The organism is Rhodobacter viridis (assembly GCF_003217355.1).
Classification (GTDB): Bacteria; Pseudomonadota; Alphaproteobacteria; order Rhodobacterales; family Rhodobacteraceae; genus Rhodobacter; species Rhodobacter viridis.
The window spans coordinates 94,359-113,988 of record NZ_QJTK01000001.1 but is presented as its reverse complement, the minus strand read 5'-3'; the positions used below and the strand labels follow the sequence as shown (position 1 = coordinate 113,988).

General features: G+C 66.0%; 17 protein-coding genes and 1 tRNA gene. 10 read left to right on the top strand and 8 right to left on the bottom strand.

Annotation, left to right across the window (positions count from 1 at the left end; translation table 11 throughout):
• Positions 1 to 448: 448 nt before the first annotated feature.
• The 7 genes from C8J30_RS00510 to pdxH form a co-directional block, all read right to left on the bottom strand.
• Positions 449 to 1,273 carry a hypothetical protein gene (locus tag C8J30_RS00510; RefSeq protein WP_146227834.1) on the bottom strand — a complete coding sequence of 275 codons (825 nt, stop codon included), beginning with the start codon at positions 1,271 to 1,273 and terminating at the stop codon, positions 449 to 451.
• Positions 1,274 to 1,540: 267 nt separating this feature from the next.
• The gene (locus C8J30_RS00505) at positions 1,541 to 1,786 is read right to left on the bottom strand and encodes a hypothetical protein (protein WP_110803781.1); all 246 of its coding nucleotides are present in this window, start codon (positions 1,784 to 1,786) and stop codon (positions 1,541 to 1,543) included.
• A gap of 75 nt (positions 1,787 to 1,861) precedes the next feature.
• Positions 1,862 to 5,548, bottom strand: coding sequence for a vitamin B12-dependent ribonucleotide reductase (locus C8J30_RS00500; protein ID WP_110804255.1), 3,687 nt, complete (start codon positions 5,546 to 5,548; stop codon positions 1,862 to 1,864).
• 684 nt (positions 5,549 to 6,232) lie between these two features.
• Positions 6,233 to 6,309 (bottom strand) — tRNA-Pro (locus C8J30_RS00495).
• Between the two features lie 49 nt (positions 6,310 to 6,358).
• On the bottom strand, positions 6,359 to 6,904 hold the full coding sequence (locus tag C8J30_RS00490; protein ID WP_146227833.1) for a DUF192 domain-containing protein: 546 nt from the start codon (positions 6,902 to 6,904) through the stop codon (positions 6,359 to 6,361).
• A complete protein-coding gene (locus C8J30_RS00485; protein WP_110803779.1) occupies positions 6,823 to 7,356 on the bottom strand; it encodes a cold-shock protein in 534 nt (177 codons plus the stop codon). The genes C8J30_RS00490 and C8J30_RS00485 overlap by 82 nt, the downstream gene beginning before the upstream one ends.
• A gap of 187 nt (positions 7,357 to 7,543) precedes the next feature.
• Positions 7,544 to 8,167, bottom strand: coding sequence for a pyridoxamine 5'-phosphate oxidase (gene pdxH, locus C8J30_RS00480; protein WP_110803778.1), 624 nt, complete (start codon positions 8,165 to 8,167; stop codon positions 7,544 to 7,546).
• Between the two features lie 127 nt (positions 8,168 to 8,294).
• Here pdxH and fabI point away from each other — a divergent pair, with 127 nt between their 5' ends.
• The 6 genes from fabI to trpE all read left to right on the top strand — a co-directional run bounded on the left by fabI (position 8,295) and on the right by trpE (position 15,034).
• A complete protein-coding gene (gene fabI, locus C8J30_RS00475; protein ID WP_110803777.1) occupies positions 8,295 to 9,116 on the top strand; it encodes an enoyl-ACP reductase FabI in 822 nt (273 codons plus the stop codon).
• A gap of 1 nt (position 9,117) precedes the next feature.
• Positions 9,118 to 9,735: a LysE family translocator gene (locus tag C8J30_RS00470; protein ID WP_110803776.1), complete on the top strand. Its 618-nt coding sequence runs from the start codon at positions 9,118 to 9,120 to the stop codon at positions 9,733 to 9,735.
• A 10-nt stretch (positions 9,736 to 9,745) separates the two neighbouring features.
• Positions 9,746 to 10,252: a xanthine phosphoribosyltransferase gene (gene gpt / locus C8J30_RS00465; RefSeq protein WP_110803775.1), complete on the top strand. Its 507-nt coding sequence runs from the start codon at positions 9,746 to 9,748 to the stop codon at positions 10,250 to 10,252.
• Positions 10,253 to 10,395: 143 nt separating this feature from the next.
• Positions 10,396 to 11,574: an aminotransferase gene (locus tag C8J30_RS00460; protein ID WP_110803774.1), complete on the top strand. Its 1,179-nt coding sequence runs from the start codon at positions 10,396 to 10,398 to the stop codon at positions 11,572 to 11,574.
• A gap of 86 nt (positions 11,575 to 11,660) precedes the next feature.
• Positions 11,661 to 13,514 (top strand): SurA N-terminal domain-containing protein, encoded by a 1,854-nt coding sequence (locus C8J30_RS00455; protein ID WP_110803773.1) that lies wholly within the window; start codon positions 11,661 to 11,663, stop codon positions 13,512 to 13,514.
• A gap of 11 nt (positions 13,515 to 13,525) precedes the next feature.
• A complete protein-coding gene (gene trpE / locus C8J30_RS00450) occupies positions 13,526 to 15,034 on the top strand; it encodes an anthranilate synthase component I (protein WP_110803772.1) in 1,509 nt (502 codons plus the stop codon).
• A gap of 203 nt (positions 15,035 to 15,237) precedes the next feature.
• On the opposite strand, the gene C8J30_RS00445 is transcribed toward trpE, so the two are convergent.
• Positions 15,238 to 16,626, bottom strand: coding sequence for a divergent polysaccharide deacetylase family protein (locus tag C8J30_RS00445; protein ID WP_110803771.1), 1,389 nt, complete (start codon positions 16,624 to 16,626; stop codon positions 15,238 to 15,240).
• 147 nt (positions 16,627 to 16,773) lie between these two features.
• Here C8J30_RS00445 and C8J30_RS00440 point away from each other — a divergent pair, with 147 nt between their 5' ends.
• The 4 genes from C8J30_RS00440 to moaC are packed head-to-tail and all read left to right on the top strand — an operon-like array spanning position 16,774 to position 19,626.
• Complete coding sequence (locus C8J30_RS00440; protein ID WP_110803770.1) at positions 16,774 to 17,361, top strand: anthranilate synthase component II; 588 nt, start codon at positions 16,774 to 16,776, stop codon at positions 17,359 to 17,361.
• On the top strand, positions 17,358 to 18,368 hold the full coding sequence (trpD, locus tag C8J30_RS00435) for an anthranilate phosphoribosyltransferase (RefSeq protein ID WP_110803769.1): 1,011 nt from the start codon (positions 17,358 to 17,360) through the stop codon (positions 18,366 to 18,368). The genes C8J30_RS00440 and trpD overlap by 4 nt, the downstream gene beginning before the upstream one ends.
• Positions 18,365 to 19,159 carry an indole-3-glycerol phosphate synthase TrpC gene (gene trpC, locus C8J30_RS00430; protein WP_110803768.1) on the top strand — a complete coding sequence of 265 codons (795 nt, stop codon included), beginning with the start codon at positions 18,365 to 18,367 and terminating at the stop codon, positions 19,157 to 19,159. Before trpD ends, trpC begins: the two co-directional genes overlap by 4 nt.
• On the top strand, positions 19,153 to 19,626 hold the full coding sequence (moaC, locus tag C8J30_RS00425) for a cyclic pyranopterin monophosphate synthase MoaC (protein WP_110803767.1): 474 nt from the start codon (positions 19,153 to 19,155) through the stop codon (positions 19,624 to 19,626). Before trpC ends, moaC begins: the two co-directional genes overlap by 7 nt.
• Positions 19,627 to 19,630: the final 4 nt, after the last annotated feature.

Sequence of the window (19,630 nt, the reverse complement as noted above, 5' to 3'; positions counted from 1 at the left end):
CTCGACGTCTGGGGCAAGACTCCTGCCCCGGATCTCGGTGCAGCGCTTTCGCGCCCGAGCTCATCAGCGTGATGGTCGTGGTGGCGCCGCCCATGCGGATGTCGGTCACAGCCAGCCCATGCCGCGCCAGATCGCCGCCCAGAACCTCGATCGAGGGCCCTCGAAGGTCGCATCGATCAGGCGTTTGAGCGCCTTGCCCGCCAGAACCGCCTCGTAGCCGCCGGGGATGCGGCGCAGGGCAGGTTTTCGAAAGCGTCGGTGGCAATGATCAGGTGCACGGGGTCTGCGTCCTTGCGGTCATCCCGACGGGAGCGTCTGGCCTTGTCTTGGGAAAAAGCCCTCGTTTCCTTGCGCTTTTCGGTGTTCCGGGCGCCCAGGTCCGCGGCAAAGCAGGGCAGTTTGCACAAACTCTGCCGCGTCCGACAACTTTGCGCGGGGCGCGCGGCGCTCAGGGGCAGGCGGGGATCGGGGTCAGCGCGCAGATATCCTGACCCGAGGTGGTGCGCGACAGCCCCCCGGCGGTGGTGGTGCCGCCTGCGGTGATCGTCAGGCTGCCCGGCTTGCCCGGCCCCTCTGGCAGGGTGACGGTGTAGCTGCCCTCGCCGCTCCAGTTCAGACCGGCGAGGGCGGGGGTGCGCACGAACCGGGTGGTGCCCGCCATGCCGCCGCTGAACCCGACGCCGAACAGGGCCCCTTCCAGCACGAAGGGCTGGGCGATGTCGCAGACGTCCTGCTCGACCGGATCGCCGCCGCCGCAACTGACGTGATAGGCGGGGCTGGGCGGTTTCGGGCACAGATCGGCGACCAGCGCAGCGGCAATCTTTTCTGTGGCGTCAAAGATCGTGTCGTTCGCGGTCCCGCCCTGATGGGTGGCCAGCACCGCGCCGGTATCGCTGCGCACCGCCTCGATCCGCCAGACCGTGCTGGTGCCGCTGTCGATCACCCGCCCGCGCACCATCACATTGGGCTGATGCGGCGTTCCGCCCACCCGCGAGGCCGGGTCTACAAGGGGGCTTGCTTGCAGCGCGCGCTCGGCCTCGAGATCGGCGAGGCGCAGGGTTTCGACCATGCGCATCGGACAGGTGGCCTGCTCCATCGCGGCCAGAACATCGGCCAGAACGCTCTCGGTCATCACCTGCGCCATGTCGCCCTGTTGCGGCGGCACGTTCGAGGTGAAGCGCTCGAAGCCCAGCAATATCTCGGCCTCGGCCGCCCCTGCGCCAAACGCCAGCAGCGCCGCCATCATGCCCCCGATCTGCCCTGCCCGTCGCATCGTGCCCCCCCTGTTCCGCTGCCACGCCCTCGTTCTGTCTCGCCCGCGCGGTGAGGACCAAGCCTAACGCCTCCCCGCCCCGCGCGCCAAGCGCTGTTTCGATCTTGCGCGGAGAAGCGGGGGGCAGCGGCAGGAGGCGAAAACGAAAGGGCCCCCGTCCTTGCGGACAGGGGCCAGGTTCGTCGATCAGGCTCATCTTTGGTGCCCGAGGTTTTGGTTTCGCCTGGGCCTTCTCGACGTCTGGGGCAAGCGCACCTGCCCCGGATCTCAGTGCAGCGCTTTCGCGCCCGAACTCATCAGCGTCACCGTCGTCGTCGCGCCGCGCATGCGGATGTCGGTCACATCGAAGCCATGCGCGTTGAGATCGCCGCCCAGAACCTCGATCGAGGCGCCCTGAAAGCTGGCGTCGATCAGGCGCTTGAGGGTCTCGCCCGCCAGCACGGCCTCGTAACCGCCGGGGATGCGGCGCAGGGGCACGTCGGAGAAGCTTTCGGTGGCGATGATCAGATGCATGGCGGTCCGGTCCGTTCGACTACGGGAATTTTCGTGTTCTCTCCGCCCCTTGCGGGGCGGAGTTCAGAGCTCAACTCAGCTGCAGCCGCTGGTGCCGCCGCAGGTGTTGCACTTCATGCAGGTGCCGTTGCGCACCAGCGTGTAGTTGCCGCATTCGCCGCAGGCCTCGCCCTCGTAGCCCTGCATCTTCGCCTTGGCGCGCGCGTCCATCGACACCACGCCCCCCAGGACGCCCGAAGAGATCGAGGTCGAGGCCACCGCCCCCACCGCCACGGCAGCGGTTTCGGGCACGAGCGTGTTCAGCGCCGCCATCGGGTCCATCTGCGAGGCGCCACCGCGCAGCACGACCAGTTCCTGCGGCAGACGCTTGCGCAGATAGCCGGTCGAGGAGATCTGACGCAGCACCTCGAGCGATTTCGAGGCGGCGCTTTCGCTCACCGGCTCGACATTGCGCTTGCCCTCGTTCTGGCCACCGCCGAGATCGTCGAACATCGTGCCCTGCGGCTTGATATGCGCCAGATCGGTGCGGTCGAGGTAGCTGACCGCCAGTTCGCGGAAGACATAGTCCAGGATCGAGGTCGCGTTCTTGATGCTGTCATTGCCCTGCACCATGCCCGCGGGTTCGAACTTGGTGAAGGTGAAGGCGTCGACGAATTCCTCCAGCGGCACGCCGTATTGCAGACCGACCGAGACCGCGATGGCGAAGTTGTTCATCATCGCGCGGAAGCCCGCACCTTCCTTGTGCATGTCGATGAAGATCTCGCCAAGCGAGCCGTCACCATATTCGCCGGTGCGCAGATAGACCTTGTGGCCCCCGACAACGGCTTTTTGTGTGTAACCCTTGCGGCGATCGGGCAGCTTCTCGCGATGCGAGCGCACGATTTCCTTGACGACGATCTTTTCGACGATCTTCTCTGCCAGAACCGTGGCTTTTTCCTGCTGCGAGCCGGTGGCGAGGATTTCCTCGGCCTCCTCGTCATCCTCGACCAGCGCGGAGGCGAGCGGTTGGCTGAGCTTCGAGCCGTCGCGGTAAAGCGCATTCGCCTTGATGCCGAGCGACCAGCTCAACTCGTAAGCCGCTTTCACATCTTCGATCGTGGCGGTGTTCGCCATGTTGATCGTCTTCGAGATCGCGCCCGAGATGAAGCTCTGCGCCGCCGCCATCATGCGGATGTGGCTGTCGACCGACAGGTAGCGCTTGCCCTTCTTGCCGCAGGTATTGGCGCAGTCGAAGACCACGTAATGCTCGGGCTTGAGGAACGGCGCCCCTTCGAGCGTCATCGTGCCGCAAACATGGTCGTTCGCCGCATCGATCTGCGCCTTGGTGAAGCCGAGGTGACGCAGCAGGTCGAAGGTCGGATCGGCCAGCTTCTCGGCCGGGATGCCGAGCGTCTTGGTGCAGAATTCCTCGCCCAGCGTCCACTGGTTGAAGACGAAGCGGATGTCGAAGGCGCTCGGAAGCGCGGCCTCGATCTTTTCGATCTCGCGCGGGCCGAAGCCGTGGCCGATCAGCGCGGTGTGGTTGATGCCGGGGCAATTGCCAAGCGAACCGTGACCGACCGCATAGGCGATGATTTCGGCGATCTGCGCCGAGCCGTAGCCCAGCGTTTCCAGCGCGCCGGGGACCGAGCGGTTGATGATCTTGAAATAGCCGCCACCGGCCAGTTTCTTGAACTTCACCAGCGCGAAATCGGGCTCGATGCCGGTGGTGTCGCAGTCCATCACAAGACCGATGGTGCCGGTCGGCGCGATCACCGAAACCTGCGCGTTGCGGAAGCCGTGTTCCTCGCCCAGACGCAGCGCCTCGTCCCAGGCCATCTTGGCCAGACGCAGCAGATGCTCGTCCGGGCAGTTGGCGAGATCGAGCGGCACCGGCAGAACCTCGAGCCCTTCATAGCCCTTGGCCTTGCCATGCGCGGCGGTGCGGTGGTTACGGATCACCCGCAGCATGTGCGCGCGGTTGCGGGCATAGCCCGGGAAGGCGCCCAGTTCCGCCGCCATCTCGGCCGAGGTCGCATAGGCGATCCCGGTCATGATCGCGGTCAGCGCACCGCACAGCGCCCGGCCCTCGTCGCTGTCATAGCCAAGGCCCATGTTCATCAGAAGGCCGCCGATATTGGCATAGCCCAGACCCAGCGTGCGGAAGTCGTAGCTGCGCTGCGCGATTTCCTTCGAGGGGAATTGCGCCATCAGCACCGAGATTTCCAGCGTCACCGTCCAGAGCCGCGAGGCGTGGACATAGGCCTCGGCGTCGAACTGACCGCCCTTGTAGAAGGTGAGCAGGTTCAGCGAGGCGAGGTTGCAGGCGGTGTCATCCAGGAACATGTATTCCGAGCACGGGTTCGAGCCCCGGATCGGCCCGTCCTCGGGGCAGGTGTGCCACTCGTTCACGGTGTCATGGAACTGGATGCCCGGATCGGCGCAGGCCCAGGCGGCGTGGCCGACCTGATCCCACAGCTCGCGCGCCTTCACGGTCTTGGCCACCTTGCCGTCGGTGCGGCGCAGCAGCTCCCACGGCGCGTCGTCCTTCACCGCCTTCAGGAAGGCGTTCGTCACGCGGACCGAGTTGTTCGAGTTCTGACCCGACACCGAGATATAGGCGTCGCTGTCCCAATCGGTGTCATAGGTCGGGAATTCGATCGAGCTGAAGCCCTGACGCGCATATTGCAGCACGCGGTTGACGTAGGTCTCGGGGATCATCGCCTTCTTGGCCGAGCGGATCGCGGCCTTGAGCGCGGTGTTCACGGCCGGATCGGTGCGGCCCTCGTCCGAGCCGTCAAAGGCGCGGATCGCTTCGAAGATCTTGTTGAGCTCGCGCTCGTGCATCTTCGAGCCGGCCACCAGCGAGGCGACCTTCTGCTCTTCGATGACCTTCCAGTTGATGAATTCCTCGATGTCGGGGTGATCCATGTCGCAGATCACCATTTTCGCGGCGCGCCGCGTGGTGCCGCCCGACTTGATCGCGCCCGCCGCGCGGTCGCCGATCTTCAGGAAGCCCATCAGGCCCGAGGATTTGCCGCCGCCCGAAAGCTTCTCGCCCTCGGCGCGCAAGCTGGAAAAGTTGGTGCCGGTGCCCGAGCCGTATTTGAACAGACGCGCTTCGCGGACCCACAGGTCCATGATCCCGCCCTCGCCCACCAGATCGTCGCGGACGGACTGGATGAAGCAGGCATGCGGCTGCGGGTGTTCGTAAGCCGAGGCGGATTTCGTCAGCGCGCCGGTGGCGTAGTCGACATAGTAATGGCCTTGCGACGGACCATCAATGCCATAGGCCCAGTGCAGGCCGGTGTTGAACCATTGCGGCGAGTTCGGCGCGGCCATCTGCGCGGCCAGCATGTGGCGCACTTCGTCGTAATAGGCGCGGGCGTCGTCTTCGGTGGTGAAATAGCCGCCCTTCCAGCCCCAATATGCCCAGGCGCCCGCCATCCGGTCGAACACCTGCTTGGCCGAGCTTTCGCCGACAAAGCGCTGATCTTCGGGCAGGTTTTCAAGGGCAGCGGTATCGGGGACCGAGCGCCACAGGAATTCGGGCACGCCCTTTTCCTTGACGCGCTTGAGCGCCGCGGGCACGCCCGCCTTGCGGAAGTACTTCTGCGCGATCACATCCGACGCAACCTGGCTGAAGCCCTCGGGGACCTCGACGGCCTCGTTGCGGAACACCACCTTCCCATCGGGATTGCGGATTTCCGAAGTGGTCGTGGTGAACGTCATCCCGCCGTAGGCGCCGCCTTCCACCGTGGTGAACTTGCGCTCGATCTTCATCTGCCCCTCGCTCCATCGCCGTTTTTTGGCAATCATCATCTGCTCGGGCGACAGCAATGACAGCCAGCCCGGTGCCCGAAGGCCCGAGGCCAGGTCGAACCCATTCGGGGGTGTAGACCGGTGTGAGTGGCTGTCCTGCGCTCGCCTCCACCACTATATCTGGTGGCTTTCCCGCCGACAGCCCACAACCTGCCGCGTGAGCACGGCATCGTCAATGGAATTTTCACCAAATGCGGGGGTGTTTTTGGGTTGACGGCGGCACAGGCAAGATGCGCCCAGATTCTTCCACATTCCCCCGGCGGCATGCATCGCCGCGGGGACACATGAATTTCCGTTGCTTTCAGCCAGATTACCCGTCGCAGTTGTGACGAATCCGTAACTAATCCACAGCCCCCCATATCTTGTGGAGAACTTCCGTCGAAATCCGCCCGGACCGGGCCCTTTCGGCGGGGTGTGGACAAAACGACACGGTTTCCCGCAACCGGATAGAAAACCTTAAGGAATTCTTAAGGAATCTTAATGGACAGATTCGCTATGGATGGTATCCGGAAGGTGTAGAACCACACCCGATCGACCACTTTTGGCCTACCATATCTGGTGCCCCCCCCGTGCGAGGACGCTATCGCCCCGGCGCCGAACCGGGCAGATTCGCCCCGGTCTTCGGCATTTCCGCACGGAGTGCGATGGTCGGGGCGGCGAGATTCGAACTCACGACCTTCTGTACCCAAAACAGACGCGCTACCAGGCTGCGCTACGCCCCGATGGCGCCTTCAATAGCGACACCGGCGGGCGCTGAAAAGGGGAAATGCCTCAGTCGAGCGGCAGGACGCGCTGTCCGGGCGCCAACCCCAGCGCGGCCGCCTGCCCGCCCGCGATCTCGAGCACATATTGGATCGGACCGCCCGACCAGATCGGCGTCTCGTCATAGGGGCGCGCATCGGGATGGATGGTCAGGATGCGCCCCGTCGCATCGATGAAAAGCATGTCGAGGGGCAAGGGCGTATCATGCATCCAGAACGCGACCGTGCGCGGCCCCGGATAGACGAAGATCATGCCGCTGCCCGGATCAAGATGATCGCGCCCCATCAGCCCGCTTTCGCGCTCGGCCTCGGTATCGGCGATCTCGACGCTCAGGCGCAGCGGACCTTCGGGGCGCTCGATGCAGAGCACGGCGGCGCCCTGCCCTTCGCGCGCGGCCTCGAAACCGGCAACGTCACAGTCGGCGGCGGCCGCAGGGGCCGCCAGCCCGCAAAGACCCGCAATGACGGAAAGGATCAGCGCGTGCGCAGCGCGGATTCCCAGCTTGTGACCTGCGCCGCCATCCGGCCGCGCCGCCCCTCGATCACCCGCAGACATACCGCCTCTCCCGGCGCCAGATCGGCGAATCCCGAGCGGCGCAGCACTTCGACATGGATGAAGACATCTTCGGGCCTGCCGAAGACGTTTGCAAAGCCAAAACCCTTGCCCTTGTCGAACCACTTCACCCGCGCCGGTTCCAGCGGCAGCGCCGCGATCACCTCGGGGTCGGTTTCGCCCAGATCCTCGATCGGGGCGAGGCGATTGTCGCTTTCGGGCGGCAAGATTTCCAGAACCTCGATCGCCTGCGCGCCACGCGGCGTCGCCTGCACCAGCACGCGAATGCCCGCATTGTCCGCGACCGAACTCTGTCCGAAATTGCGCAGCACATTGGCGTGAAGAAGGATATCCGGACCGCCCTCGCCATCGAGGATGAACCCGAACCCCTTGCCCGCGTCGAACCACTTCACTCGACCCGCGACTTCACGCGCCGCGCCCGCTTCGTCAACCATCCGCTGCCGTCCATTTTTCTGATGCGCCGGGACTGTGGACGTCCGTCAATGCGCCTCCCCCCAGTTGTCACAGGTTTGCGACCGGTTTCAAGCTGATTTGGCTTGTCTTTTTAGGCAGGATACCGTTGACGAAGCGTGAATTGCTTCGAATTATACGCGAAATATATAGATTACGTGACGTCAAGACCTAGGGATTGAGCCGGGAAATGTCCCACGCGGCCCCCGGTTCCGACCGCCGCCAGCGGAAGCGATCATGAAGCCGGAAAGCCCCGTCCGCCCAGAACTCGATCTCGAGCGGCACGATGCGAAAGCCGCCCCAGAACGGCGGACGCGCGGGGGCGGTGCCATGCTGCGCGGTGACTTTCGCCACCTCGGCCATCAGCGCGCTGCGCGAGGCGAGCGGCTGGCTTTGCCGCGAGGCCCAGGCACCGAGCCGCGACTTGAGCGAGCGCGAGACATAATACGCATCCGCCTGCGGCCCCTCTTCGCGGCTCACAAGCCCGCGCACGCGGATCTGCCGACGCAGGCTTTTCCAGTGCAGCACGAAAGCGGCCTTGCCTGCGGCCTCGATCTCGGCCGACTTTGCAGAACCGTAATTGGTGTAAAACAGGAACGCCCCGCCCGAGTCCGCCCCCTGCCCCTCGATCTCTTTCAAAAGCACCATCCGCACATTCGGGAGCCCCTCGGCATCGACGGTGGCAAGGGCGATCGCGTTCGGATCGTTGATCTCGCTTTTCTCGGCTTCGCTCAGCCAGGACTGCGCGATCGCGAAGGGATCGTCTCCCGCAAAGATGCCGGTTCTGTCGCTCATGTCCTGCCCTTTCCGCTGCGCATGCGACGCCAAGGCGCCGTTGCCCTGACGTCAACCCGCCTTGATGACTTTGCAATCTTCGCCTAAGGAAGGCGCACTTTCCAGAGGCAAGCGGGAGAATCCGGAAATGACGACGGGCCTGATGGCGGGAAAACGGGGCCTGATCATGGGTCTCGCCAATGACAAGTCGATCGCCTGGGGCATCGCCAAGGCGCTGGCCGATGCGGGCGCGGAGCTTGCCTTTTCCTATCAGGGCGAGGCGCTGAAAAAGCGCGTCGAGCCGCTGGCCGAAAGCCTTGGCAAGCCGCTCCTGTTCGAATGCGACGTGGCGAATGAAGAGAGCATGGATGCGCTCTTTGCCGGGCTGAAAGACGCCTGGGGCACGCTCGATTTCGTCGTTCATGCGATCGGCTTCTCCGACAAGAACGAGTTGCGCGGTCGCTATGTCGACACTTCGCGCGGCAACTTCACCATGACGATGGACATTTCGGTCTATTCCTTCACCGCCGTCTGTGCCCGCGCGGCCGCGATGATGCCCGCGGGCGGCTCGCTTCTGACGCTGACCTATTACGGCGCCGAGCAGGTGATGCCGCATTACAACGTGATGGGCGTGGCCAAGGCCGCGCTGGAAGCCTCGGTGAAATACATCGCCGAGGATCTGGGCAAGCTTGGCATCCGCTGCAACGCGATCTCGGCCGGTCCGATCAAGACGCTGGCGGCCTCGGGCATCGGCGATTTCCGCTACATCATGAAGTGGAACGAGCTGAACAGCCCGCTGCGCCGCAACGTGACGCAAGAAGAGGTCGGCAAGGCCGCGCTGTACCTCCTTTCGGATCTGGGATCCGGCACCACGGGCGAGAACCTGCACGTCGATGCGGGCTATCATGTCGTGGGCATGAAGGCGGTGGATGCGCCCGATATCGACGTCGTGACGGGGCGCAAGGACTGAGATGAGCTTCGCCGCCCTTCTGGGCATCTACATGATTTCCCTGGCGGCGGCGATCTCTCCGGGTCCGGCGGTGCTTTTGGCCGCCCGCACATCGCTGCGCGAGGGCTTCGTGCGCGGCGCCTGGCTTGCCGTCGGCATCGGCCTTGGCGCCTGCATCTGGGCGGTCGCAGCGATGTTCGGGCTGGCGCTTCTGTTCAAGATCGCCCCCACCCTGCTTGTGGTGCTGAAATTCGCGGGGGCAGGTTATCTGCTCTATCTGGCCTGGAAGATGTGGCGCCACTCGACCGAGCCGATGTCGATGGAGCTGCCCGAGGAGGACGCGCAGCGCACCGCGCTCGGGCAAGTCTGGCGCGGCATCGCGGCCCAGCTCGCCAATCCGAAGCCGGCCGTCTTCTTCGGCACGGTCTTTCTGACCTTCCTGCCGCCGGTGGTGCCCTTCTGGGCTTACGGCGTCATTCTGGGCATCATCTTCTTCAACGACACGGTCTGGAACGTGCTTGTCGCTCGGATCTTTTCGCTCGATCGGACGCGGGCGATCTATCTGGGCCTGAAGACGCTGATCGACCGCACTTTCGGCGGGCTTCTGGGGCTGATGGGCCTGAAGCTTGCCCTGACCTGAGGAGGCAAAGATGGCCGAGCGCCTGCCGCATGAAAAAGGTTTTCACGTCAGCTGGGACCAGCTGCACCGCGATGCGCGGGCGCTGGCCTGGCGGCTCGATGGCAAGGGACCGGACAACGGCGCCTGGAAGGCCATCGTCGGCATCACCCGCGGCGGCATGGTCCCGGCGGCGATCATCGCGCGCGAGCTGAACATCCGCATCATCGACACGATCTCGGTCAAGGGCTACAACCACCAGACGCAATCGGACCCGGTGGTGATCAAGGCGCCGCAGGACGATCTGATGGGCGCCGAGGGCGAAGGCATTCTGGTGATCGACGACCTCGTGGACAGCGGCAAGACGCTGGAACTGGTGCGTCGCCTGTATCCCAAGGCGCATTTTGCCACCGTCTATGCAAAACCGAAGGGCCGCGAGCAGGTCGACACCTTCATCACCGAAGTCTCGCAGGACACCTGGATCTTCTTTCCCTGGGACATGGCGCTGCAATACGTCCAGCCCTATCGCGGCACCGACTGACGCCGCCCGCGACAGGGCGTATTTGGGCCAAGAAAAAGCTGCGGGTTTCTTCTTGGTGCAAATACGCGCCCGCCGCAGGCGTCCTCCCCTTGCCAAGGGCGCGGGCGAATGGAAGGGTGGCGCGACACTGACCGGAGGCCGCCATGATCCACCCGCTGAACCCCGCGCTTGGCGCGACCTTTGCGCCCCCGGTGATGGAGGCGCGGCGCTGGATCGAGGGCGTGACCTTCCCGCCCGAGCGCCCGCTGATCAACGTCAGCCAAGCCGCGCCCATTGATCCGCCGCCACTTGCGCTGCGGCAGGCGATTGCCGAGGCGGCGCTCGATAACCCTGCTGCGCATCTTTACGGCCCCGTCCTTGGCAATGGCGATCTGCGCGCCGAGGTGGCGGCGCAGTGGTCGGCGGCCTATGGCGGCACGATCCGCCCGGCACAGGTCGCGATCACCCAGGGCTGCAATCAGGCCTTCTGCGCGGCGCTCGCCACTCTGGCGGGTGCGGGGGATGAAGTTCTCCTGCCAACGCCTTGGTATTTCAACCATAAAATGTGGCTCGACATGGCGGGTGTGACGACGGTGCCGCTGCCGACCGGGCCAAGCCTGCTGCCCGACCCGGCTCACGCCGCGGCGCTGATCACCCCCGCCACCCGCGCCATCGTGCTGGTGACACCGAACAACCCGGGCGGCGTCGAATATCCGGCCGAGCTGGTGCGCGCCTTTGCCGATCTGGCCCGCCGTCATGGCCTCGCGCTGATCCTCGACGAGACCTACCGCGATTTCGACGCCCGCACCGGCGCACCGCATGATCTTTTTACCGATCCCGACTGGGACGACACGCTGATCCAGCTTTACTCCTTCTCGAAGGCCTATCGCCTGACCGGCCACCGCGTCGGCGCGATCGTCGCCAGCCCCGCGCGGCTGGCCGAGGTGGAGAAATTTCTGGATACCGTCGCGATCTGTCCAAGCCAGCTCGGCCAGATCGCGGCGCTTTGGGGGATGCAGAACCTGACGCAATGGGTCGCGGGCGAGCGGGCCGAGATCCTTGCCCGTCGCGCGGCGATGACGGCGGGGCTCGCCGCGCTGCCGGGGTGGACAACGCTCGGCTGTGGCGCCTATTTCGCCTATGTCGAACATCCCTCGCCCCTGCCCGCGCCGGAGTTTGCCAAGCGCCTTGTCACCGAGGCTTCAGTCCTGCTGCTGCCGGGCACGATGTTCATGCCCGCGACCGATCCCGCCGGGCAACGCCAGCTGCGCATCGCTTTTGCCAATATCGACACCGCGGGTATCGCGGAATTGATGAGGCGGCTTGCCGCATTGCAGCCCTGATCCGGGCCGCTTGCGGCTCTGACGCTTGCGGCCTTGCGGCCAAAGCCCTAAACACCCCAAAAGACCAGAAAACCCCGGGAGGTCCGATGTCGACGTTGTTGCGCAGCTCTGGCAAGAGCGTGATGGTCTGGGTGCTTCTGGCGATGATTGTGCTCGGCCTTGGCGGCTACAAGGTCAGCAGCTTCTCGAACCGCGGTCAAAGCATCGGGGCGGTGGGTGAAAGCGAGATCACCACGCGCGAATACACCCAGGCGCTGCGGCAGGAAATTGACGCCGTGGCGCAGCAGATCGGCCATCCGCCCTCGATGTCCGAAGTGCGGGCGATGGGGCTCGATCAGGCGGTGCAGGCGCAGCTTTTCAACGGCGCGGCACTGAGTGAACAGGCCCGGCGGCTGGAGCTTTCGGTGGGCGACGCCGAGGTCAGCAAGCAGATCCGTTCGGCGCGGCCGTTTCAGGGCGCCGATGGCAAATTCGACCGCGAGACCTACCGCGAGGCGCTGCGGCGTCAGGGCATGACCGAAAGCGGCTTCGAGACGCAGCTGCGCGGCGACATCGCCCGATCGATCCTGCAGGGCGCGGCCGCGGGCGGCGTGGCGGCTCCGGCGCCGCTTCTGGACAGCTACGTCGGCTATCTGGGCGAAACCCGCGACGTGGCCTTTGCCGAAATTCCGGATGCCGGGATCGTCGAGACCCTGCCCAAGCCCGATGACGCGACGCTGAAGGCGTACTACGAGGCGCAGATCGCCGAATTCACCAAGCCCGAAACGCGCGAGATTTCCTACGTCTGGCTGACGCCCGAGATGCTGAAGAACGACATCACCATCGACGAGGCGCTGCTGAAATCGACCTATGACGAGCGCAAGTCGGACTATGTGCAGCCCGAACGGCGCAAGCTGCAGAAGCTTGTTTTCCCGACGATGGCCGAGGCCGAAGCCGCGATGGCGAAGATCACCGCGGGCACGGCAACGCTGGTCGATCTGGCCAAGGAGCGCGGGCTGAGCGCGACGGATATCGACCTTGGCGAGGTCTCGCAGGATCAGGTCGGCGGCGAAGCGGGCAAGACCGTCTTTGCCCAGACGACCCCCGGCCCGGTCGGGCCGCTCGACACCGATCTTGGCCCGGCGATCTTTGCGTTCGAAAGCCTCGTGCCGAGCGAAACCACCACCTTCGACGAGGCCAAGGGCGACATTGCCGCCGAACTGGCGATCGACAAGGCGCGGCGGATGATCGGCGACATGACCTCGGATCTCGAGGACAAGCTGGCCTCGGGCGCGACGCTCGAGGACATGGTCAAGGAAACCAAGATGCAGGCGGGCAAGATCTCGATGGCCGCCGACACCCGCGACGGCATCGCCGCCTATGACGCCTTCCGCGAGGCGGCGGCGAAGGTCACCGCCGACGATTTCCCCGAACTCGGCACGCTCGAAGATGGCAGCGTTTTCGCGCTGCGTCTTGATGGCGTGACGGCGGCGGCGCCGATCCCCTTCGCGCAGGTCCGCGACAAGGTCGAAGCCAGCTGGCGCGCGGCCGAGCTCGTGCAGGCGAAACAGGCGAAAGCCAAGGCCGTGGGCGAGACGCTGGTGGCGGGCAAGACGCTGGCCGAGGCCGGGCTGACCGAGAAATCGGCCCCCGATCTGCAGCGCGACGGCTTTGTCGAGGGCGGCCCGCAGACGCTGGCGAAAACCGCCTTCACGACCGAGGCCGGCAAGACCGCCGTTGTGACCGAGGACGGCAAGGTCTTCGTGCTGATCGTGCGCGCGGTGAAACCGGCCGACATGGCCGATGCTGAACTGGTGCAGCTGCGCAAGACCTTCGATGCGCGGCTTGGCCAGTCGATCGGCACCGATCTCGTCGCCTTCTACGCCCGCGCGGCGCAGGCCGAGGCCGGGATCAAGCTCGACAGCGGCATGATCGCTGCCGTGCAATCGCAGTTTCAGTGACGGAGGCCCCGATGGTCGCGCTTTTCCCCGGATATGACGCGTTCGAGGCCGCCTGGGCCGAGGGCCGCAACCAGCTCGTCTATGCGCGGCTGGCGGCCGATCTTGATACGCCGGTCTCGCTGATGCTGAAGCTGGCCGACGCGCAGAAGAACAGCTTCATGCTGGAATCGGTGACCGGCGGCGAGGTGCGCGGGCGCTACTCGATCATCGGCATGAAGCCCGACGTGATCTGGGAATGCCGCGGTACGGCGGCGCGGATCAACCGGCAGGCCCGGTTCGAGGAGCGCTTCGAAGACTTGCCCGGGCATCCGTTCGAAAGCCTGCGCGCGCTGATCGCCGAAAGCCGCATCGACATGCCCGAGGGCCTGCCCGCGGCGGCGGCGGGGCTCTTCGGCTATCTTGGCTATGACACGATCCGGCTGGTGGAACACCTGCCGAACGTCAATCCCGATCCGCTCGGCGTGCCCGATGCGGTGCTGATGCGGCCCTCGGTCGTCGCCGTGCTGGATGGCGTCAAGGGCGACGTGATCCTCTGCGCGCCTGCCTTCCACGGCGCGGGCCTCTCGGCGCGGGCGGCCTATGCGCAGGCGGCGGAACGGGTGATGGATGCGCTGCGCGATCTTGACCGCACCCCGGCACAGGGCCGCGAGATGGGCGAGGCCGCGCAGGTCGGGCCGCTGCGCTCGAACTTCACCCCCGAGGGCTACAAGGCCGCGGTGGAAAAGGCGAAGGACTACATCCGCGCGGGCGACATCTTTCAGGTCGTGCCCGCGCAGCGCTGGTCGGCGGATTTCCCGCTGCCGCCCTTTGCGCTTTACCGCTCGCTGCGGCGCACCAACCCCTCGCCCTTCATGTTCTTCCTCAATTTCGGCGGCTTCCAGATCGTCGGCGCCTCGCCCGAGATCCTCGTGCGGCTGCGCGACGGCGAGGTGACGATCCGCCCGATCGCGGGCACCCGCCCGCGCGGCGCGACGCCCGAGGAAGACAAGGCGCTGGAAGCCGATCTGCTCGCCGACAAGAAGGAACTGGCCGAGCATCTGATGCTGCTTGATCTGGGCCGCAACGATGTCGGCCGGGTGGCGAAGATCGGCACCGTGCGCCCGACCGAGAAATTCGTGATCGAGCGCTATTCCCACGTCATGCACATCGTCTCGAACGTGGTGGGGGAACTGGCGACGGGCGAAGATGCGCTCTCGGCCCTGCTCGCCGGTCTGCCTGCGGGCACGGTCTCGGGCGCGCCGAAGGTGCGGGCGATGGAGATCATCGACGAGCTGGAACCGGAAAAGCGCGGCATCTATGGCGGTGGCGTCGGCTATTTCGCGGCGAATGGCGAGATGGACATGTGCATCGCGCTGCGCACCGCGGTGGTGAAGGATCAGACGCTTTACATCCAGGCGGGCGGCGGTGTCGTCTATGACAGCGACCCCGAGGCCGAGTTCCAGGAAACCGTGAACAAATCCAAAGCCCTGCGCCGCGCGGCGGAAGATGCGGGGCTCTTCGTGCGACGCGGCAACCTGTAAGCCCGCCCGCGCGAAGGGCGTATTTGGACCAGGAAAAACAGCCTTCCCTTCGGGGAGGGCTTTTTCTTGAACGAAATACGCAATTACGGCGGTGGCGCCCGGGACGACCTGCGGAGAAGGGGCGTATTTGTTCCAAGAAGAAGCCGATGCCGTTTCTTCTTGGTCCAAATACGCTCTTGCAGGGGGCCGGGCCGGGCGCGGCCTTACTTGCCGCGCTGCGCCTTCAGCAACGCCGAAAGCGGCGCGAGATTGTATTTTGCCCCGTCTTCCGAGGCCCAGGCGGTCAGACCGGCCACGGATTCGGGCCAGGCCGAGAGCATGACCACCGTCGAGCCGTCCTTCGTCGCTTCAAAAGCCGCGCGGCCAAGCGTGCGGGTGATCACCGACGCCTTGTCGCGCTGCGTATCGAGCACGCGGAAGATGCCCTCGCGCGGGGTGTCCCGCGTCGCCTTCACGCCGATCGCACCCGGTTGCGTGACATAGCCCATCCCCTCGGCGCCAAGGGCCTTTTCCGCCTGCGTCACGAGACGGGCATTGCCCTGCAGCACCGGGGTTTCCGGTTCCACAAGCGCAATCGCCTGCGGCACGGCCTGATGCCAGGCGGCGAGCGCCACTTCGAGATCCTGCGCCGTCGCCCCTTCGGGCAGGGGATCGGCCAGCATCGCGACCTCGATCCCGGCGTCTCGGTAGCCTTGCGCCGCCTCGGTCACGCCGGGCGCGGCGGGATCCAGCACCACCGTCACCCAATCGCCAAGCGCTGCGATCGTCTGCGGATCAAGCCCGCCCTTCGGGGTGCCGACATCGACCAGAAGCACCGTCACGCTGGGCTTGCCGGGCTTGGCGACGAAAGGCGCGGCAAAGCGCTCGAGCGCGGGGCCGGTGTCTTCGGGCGCGGGTTGCGGCACCTCGGCGGGGGCGGCTTCCGTCTTGCCGAAGGGTTTGACCGGGGTGCTTGAGGGCGGCACCGAACTCCCCTGCGGCTTCGAGCCGATCTGCGGCAGCCGGTTCACCTTCGTGCCCGCGGCCGCGGCAAAGCCCGCGCTGTCGCCCGGCACGATCACCCGCGGCAGATCCGGGCTTTGCGGCACCAGCGCGCCATCGGGCATCAAGGTGATCTCGCCACCCGGAGCGGGCGCAGGCACGGCTTCGGCCGGCGGCAGATCGGGGGCCGTAGCCTCGCCGGGCGGCGGCACCGGCATCGCGGGCTCGGCCTGTGGCGGCGTATCGAGCGCGACCGCAGCGGTTTGCGGCGGCGGCGCGATCACCGGCGGGGTTTCGGCCGTTTCCGGTTTCGCGGGCGGCTCGGTCGCGGGCGCAGGCGCGGTCTCGATGACCGGTGTCTGCGCGGGGGCGGCGGGCACGGCGGGCGATTCCTCGGGCACGGGCGTCGCGGCGGGGGCCGCGGGTGGCACCTCGAGGCCCGTGCGGGCGAATTCGGAAGCCTCGGGCAGGGCCACTGCGGGCGTCGCATCGGGGGGGGCAGTCTCGCCCGGGCCATGCTGCGGCAGCGGCATCACCAGAGAGACCCCGCCGAGCCCCAACCCCGAGACGATCACCCCCGCAACCACGCCCTTGATCAGACCGCCTGCCATTCTGCCCCTCTTCGCCGCTTTTGCCGCTTTCTGCGCGCCTAGATCGCGGCCTTGAAGGCTTGACCCCGGCCGCTTGCTCTGAACATCTATACCGCGACGCCTGACCCGGTTCACCCCCAGAATGCGGGCGGCCAGAAGGATTTGCGCATGCTCCTGCTCATCGACAACTACGACAGCTTCACCTGGAACCTGGTGCATTATTTCGGCGCGCTCGGCGCGGAGGTGAAGGTGGTGCGCAACGACGCCATGGATGTGCAGGAGGCGATGGGGCTGGGCGCCGAAGCGATCGTGCTGAGCCCCGGGCCCTGCGATCCGGCGCAGGCGGGGATCTGCATTCCGCTGACCTTGGCCGCGGCCGAGGCGGGGGTGCCGCTGATGGGTGTCTGCCTTGGCCATCAGACGATTGGCGAGGCTTTCGGCGGCAAGGTGATCCGCGCGGGCGAGATCGTGCACGGCAAGATGGGCACGATCCATCACGAGGGCAAAGGCGTCTTCGCCGGTCTGCCGAGCCCGTTTCAGGCGACGCGCTATCACTCGCTCATCGTCGAGCGCGAGAGCCTGCCCGATTGCCTTGAAGTCACCGCCTGGCTCGACAGCGGCATGATCATGGGGCTGCGGCATCGCACCAAACTGATCGAGGGGGTGCAGTTCCACCCTGAATCCATCGCGTCCGAGCATGGCCACGCGATGCTGCGCAATTTCCTGACGGAAGCGAAAGTGAAGGTGAGCGCATGAGCGAACTCAAGCCCCTGATCGGCCTTGCCGCCGACCGCCCGCTGACCCGTGCCGAGGCCGAAACGGCCTTTGAGATCTTCTTCGAGGGCGCCGCGACGCCTGCGCAGATGGGCGGCCTGCTGATGGCGCTGCGCACCCGCGGCGAGACGGTGGATGAAATCGCCGCCGCCGCCTCGGTGATGCGCTCGAAGATGCATCGGATCACCGCGCCCGAGGGGGCGATGGATATTGTCGGCACTGGCGGTGACGGCAAGGGGACGCTGAACATCTCGACCGCGACGGCCTTCGTCGTCGCTGGCGCGGGCGTGCCGGTGGCCAAACACGGCAACCGCAACCTGTCGTCCAAATCCGGCGCGGCGGATGCGCTGACGGCGATGGGGCTTGACGTGATGAAGGGGCCGGAGGCCGCTGAAAAGGCGCTGGCCCATGCCGGGATCACCTTCCTGATGGCGCCGATGCACCATCCTGCGATGAAGCATATCGGCCCGGCGCGGGTCGAGTTGGGCACGCGCACGGTCTTCAACCTGCTCGGGCCGCTGACGAACCCGGGCGGGGTGAAGCGGCAGCTGACCGGGGCGTTCTCGCGCGCCTGGATCCGGCCGATGGCCGAGGTGCTGAAGGCGCTCGGCTCGGACTCGGCTTGGCTCGTGCATGGTTCGGACGGCACCGATGAACTCTCGATCTGCGGCGTGAGCTGGGTCGCCGCGCTGCGCAATGGCGAGATTTCCGAATTCGAGGTCCACCCCGAGGAAGCCGGTCTGCCGACGCATCCGTTCGAGGCGATCATCGGCGGCGAACCGGCCGAGAATGCGCGCGCGTTCAATGACTTGCTGGATGGCCGCAAAGGCGCTTACCGCGATGCGGTGGTGCTGAATGCCGCCGCGGCGCTGGTCGTCGCGGGCAAGGCGGGCGATCTGAAGACGGCGGCGGCGATGGCGGCGGAAAGTCTCGAGTCCGGGGCCGCCAAGGCACGTCTTGTGGCGCTGCGCGAGGTGCTGGGCGCATGACGAACATCCTCGACCGGATCAAGGCCTACAAGCTTCAGGAAGTGGCCGAGGCGAAAACCCGTGTGTCCTTGGCGGAGCTTGAAGCGCAGGCCAAGGCACAGGCCCCCTGCCGCGGCTTTGCCGAGGCTTTGCGCAAGAAGGCCGCGCAAGGCTATGGGTTGATTGCGGAAATCAAGAAGGCCTCGCCGTCGAAAGGGCTCATCCGGCCCGATTTCGACCCGCCTGCCCTCGCACGCGCTTACGAAGAGGGCGGCGCCGCCTGTCTGTCCGTCCTGACCGATACGCCCAGCTTTCAGGGCGCGCCGGAGTACCTGATCGCGGCGCGGAACGCCTGTGCCCTGCCCGCTTTGCGCAAGGATTTCCTCTACGACACCTATCAGGTGGCCGAGGCCCGGGCCTGGGGCGCCGATTGCATCCTGATCATCATGGCCTCGGTCGAGGACGCGCTGGCGGTCGATCTGGAAGACGCGGCGATGGGCTGGGGCATGGATGTGCTGATCGAGGTGCATGACCGCGCCGAACTCGACCGCGCGCTGAAATGCCTGAAATCTCCGCTGCTTGGGGTGAACAACCGCAATCTGAAGACCTTCGAGGTGACGCTCGACGTGACCCGCGAGCTTGCCCCGACGATCCTGGCCGAAGGGCGGGACTTGGTTTGCGAAAGCGGCATCTTTACCCCCGATGACATGGAGGCGATGGCCGCGGTCGGCGCGCGGCGCTTCCTGATCGGCGAAAGCCTGATGCGGCAGGCCGATGTTGCGGCCGCCACGAAAGCGCTTCTGGCATGCTGACCCATTTCGACGCCGCGGGCAAAGCCCATATGGTCGACGTGTCCGAGAAGCTGCCGACGACCCGGGTCGCGGTGGCCGAGGGCTGCATCGTGATGGCGCCCGAAACGCTGGCGCTGGTGCTTGCCGGCACGGCGGAGAAGGGCGACGTGCTGGGAATTGCCCGCGTCGCGGGGATCATGGCGGCGAAAAAGACCGCCGATTTGATCCCGCTCTGTCATCCCTTGGCACTGTCCAAGGTCTCGGTCGAACTGACGCCCGACCCCACCCTTCCCGGCGTGCGGATCGAAGCGACGGTGAAGACGACCGGCCCGACCGGGGTCGAGATGGAGGCGCTGACCGCCGTTTCGGGTGCGGCGCTGACGCTTTACGACATGCTGAAGGCCGCCGAAAAATCGATGCATATCGAGGGGATACGGCTTTTGTCGAAAGACGGCGGCAAGTCCGGCCCCTATCGTGCGGCGCCCTGAAACC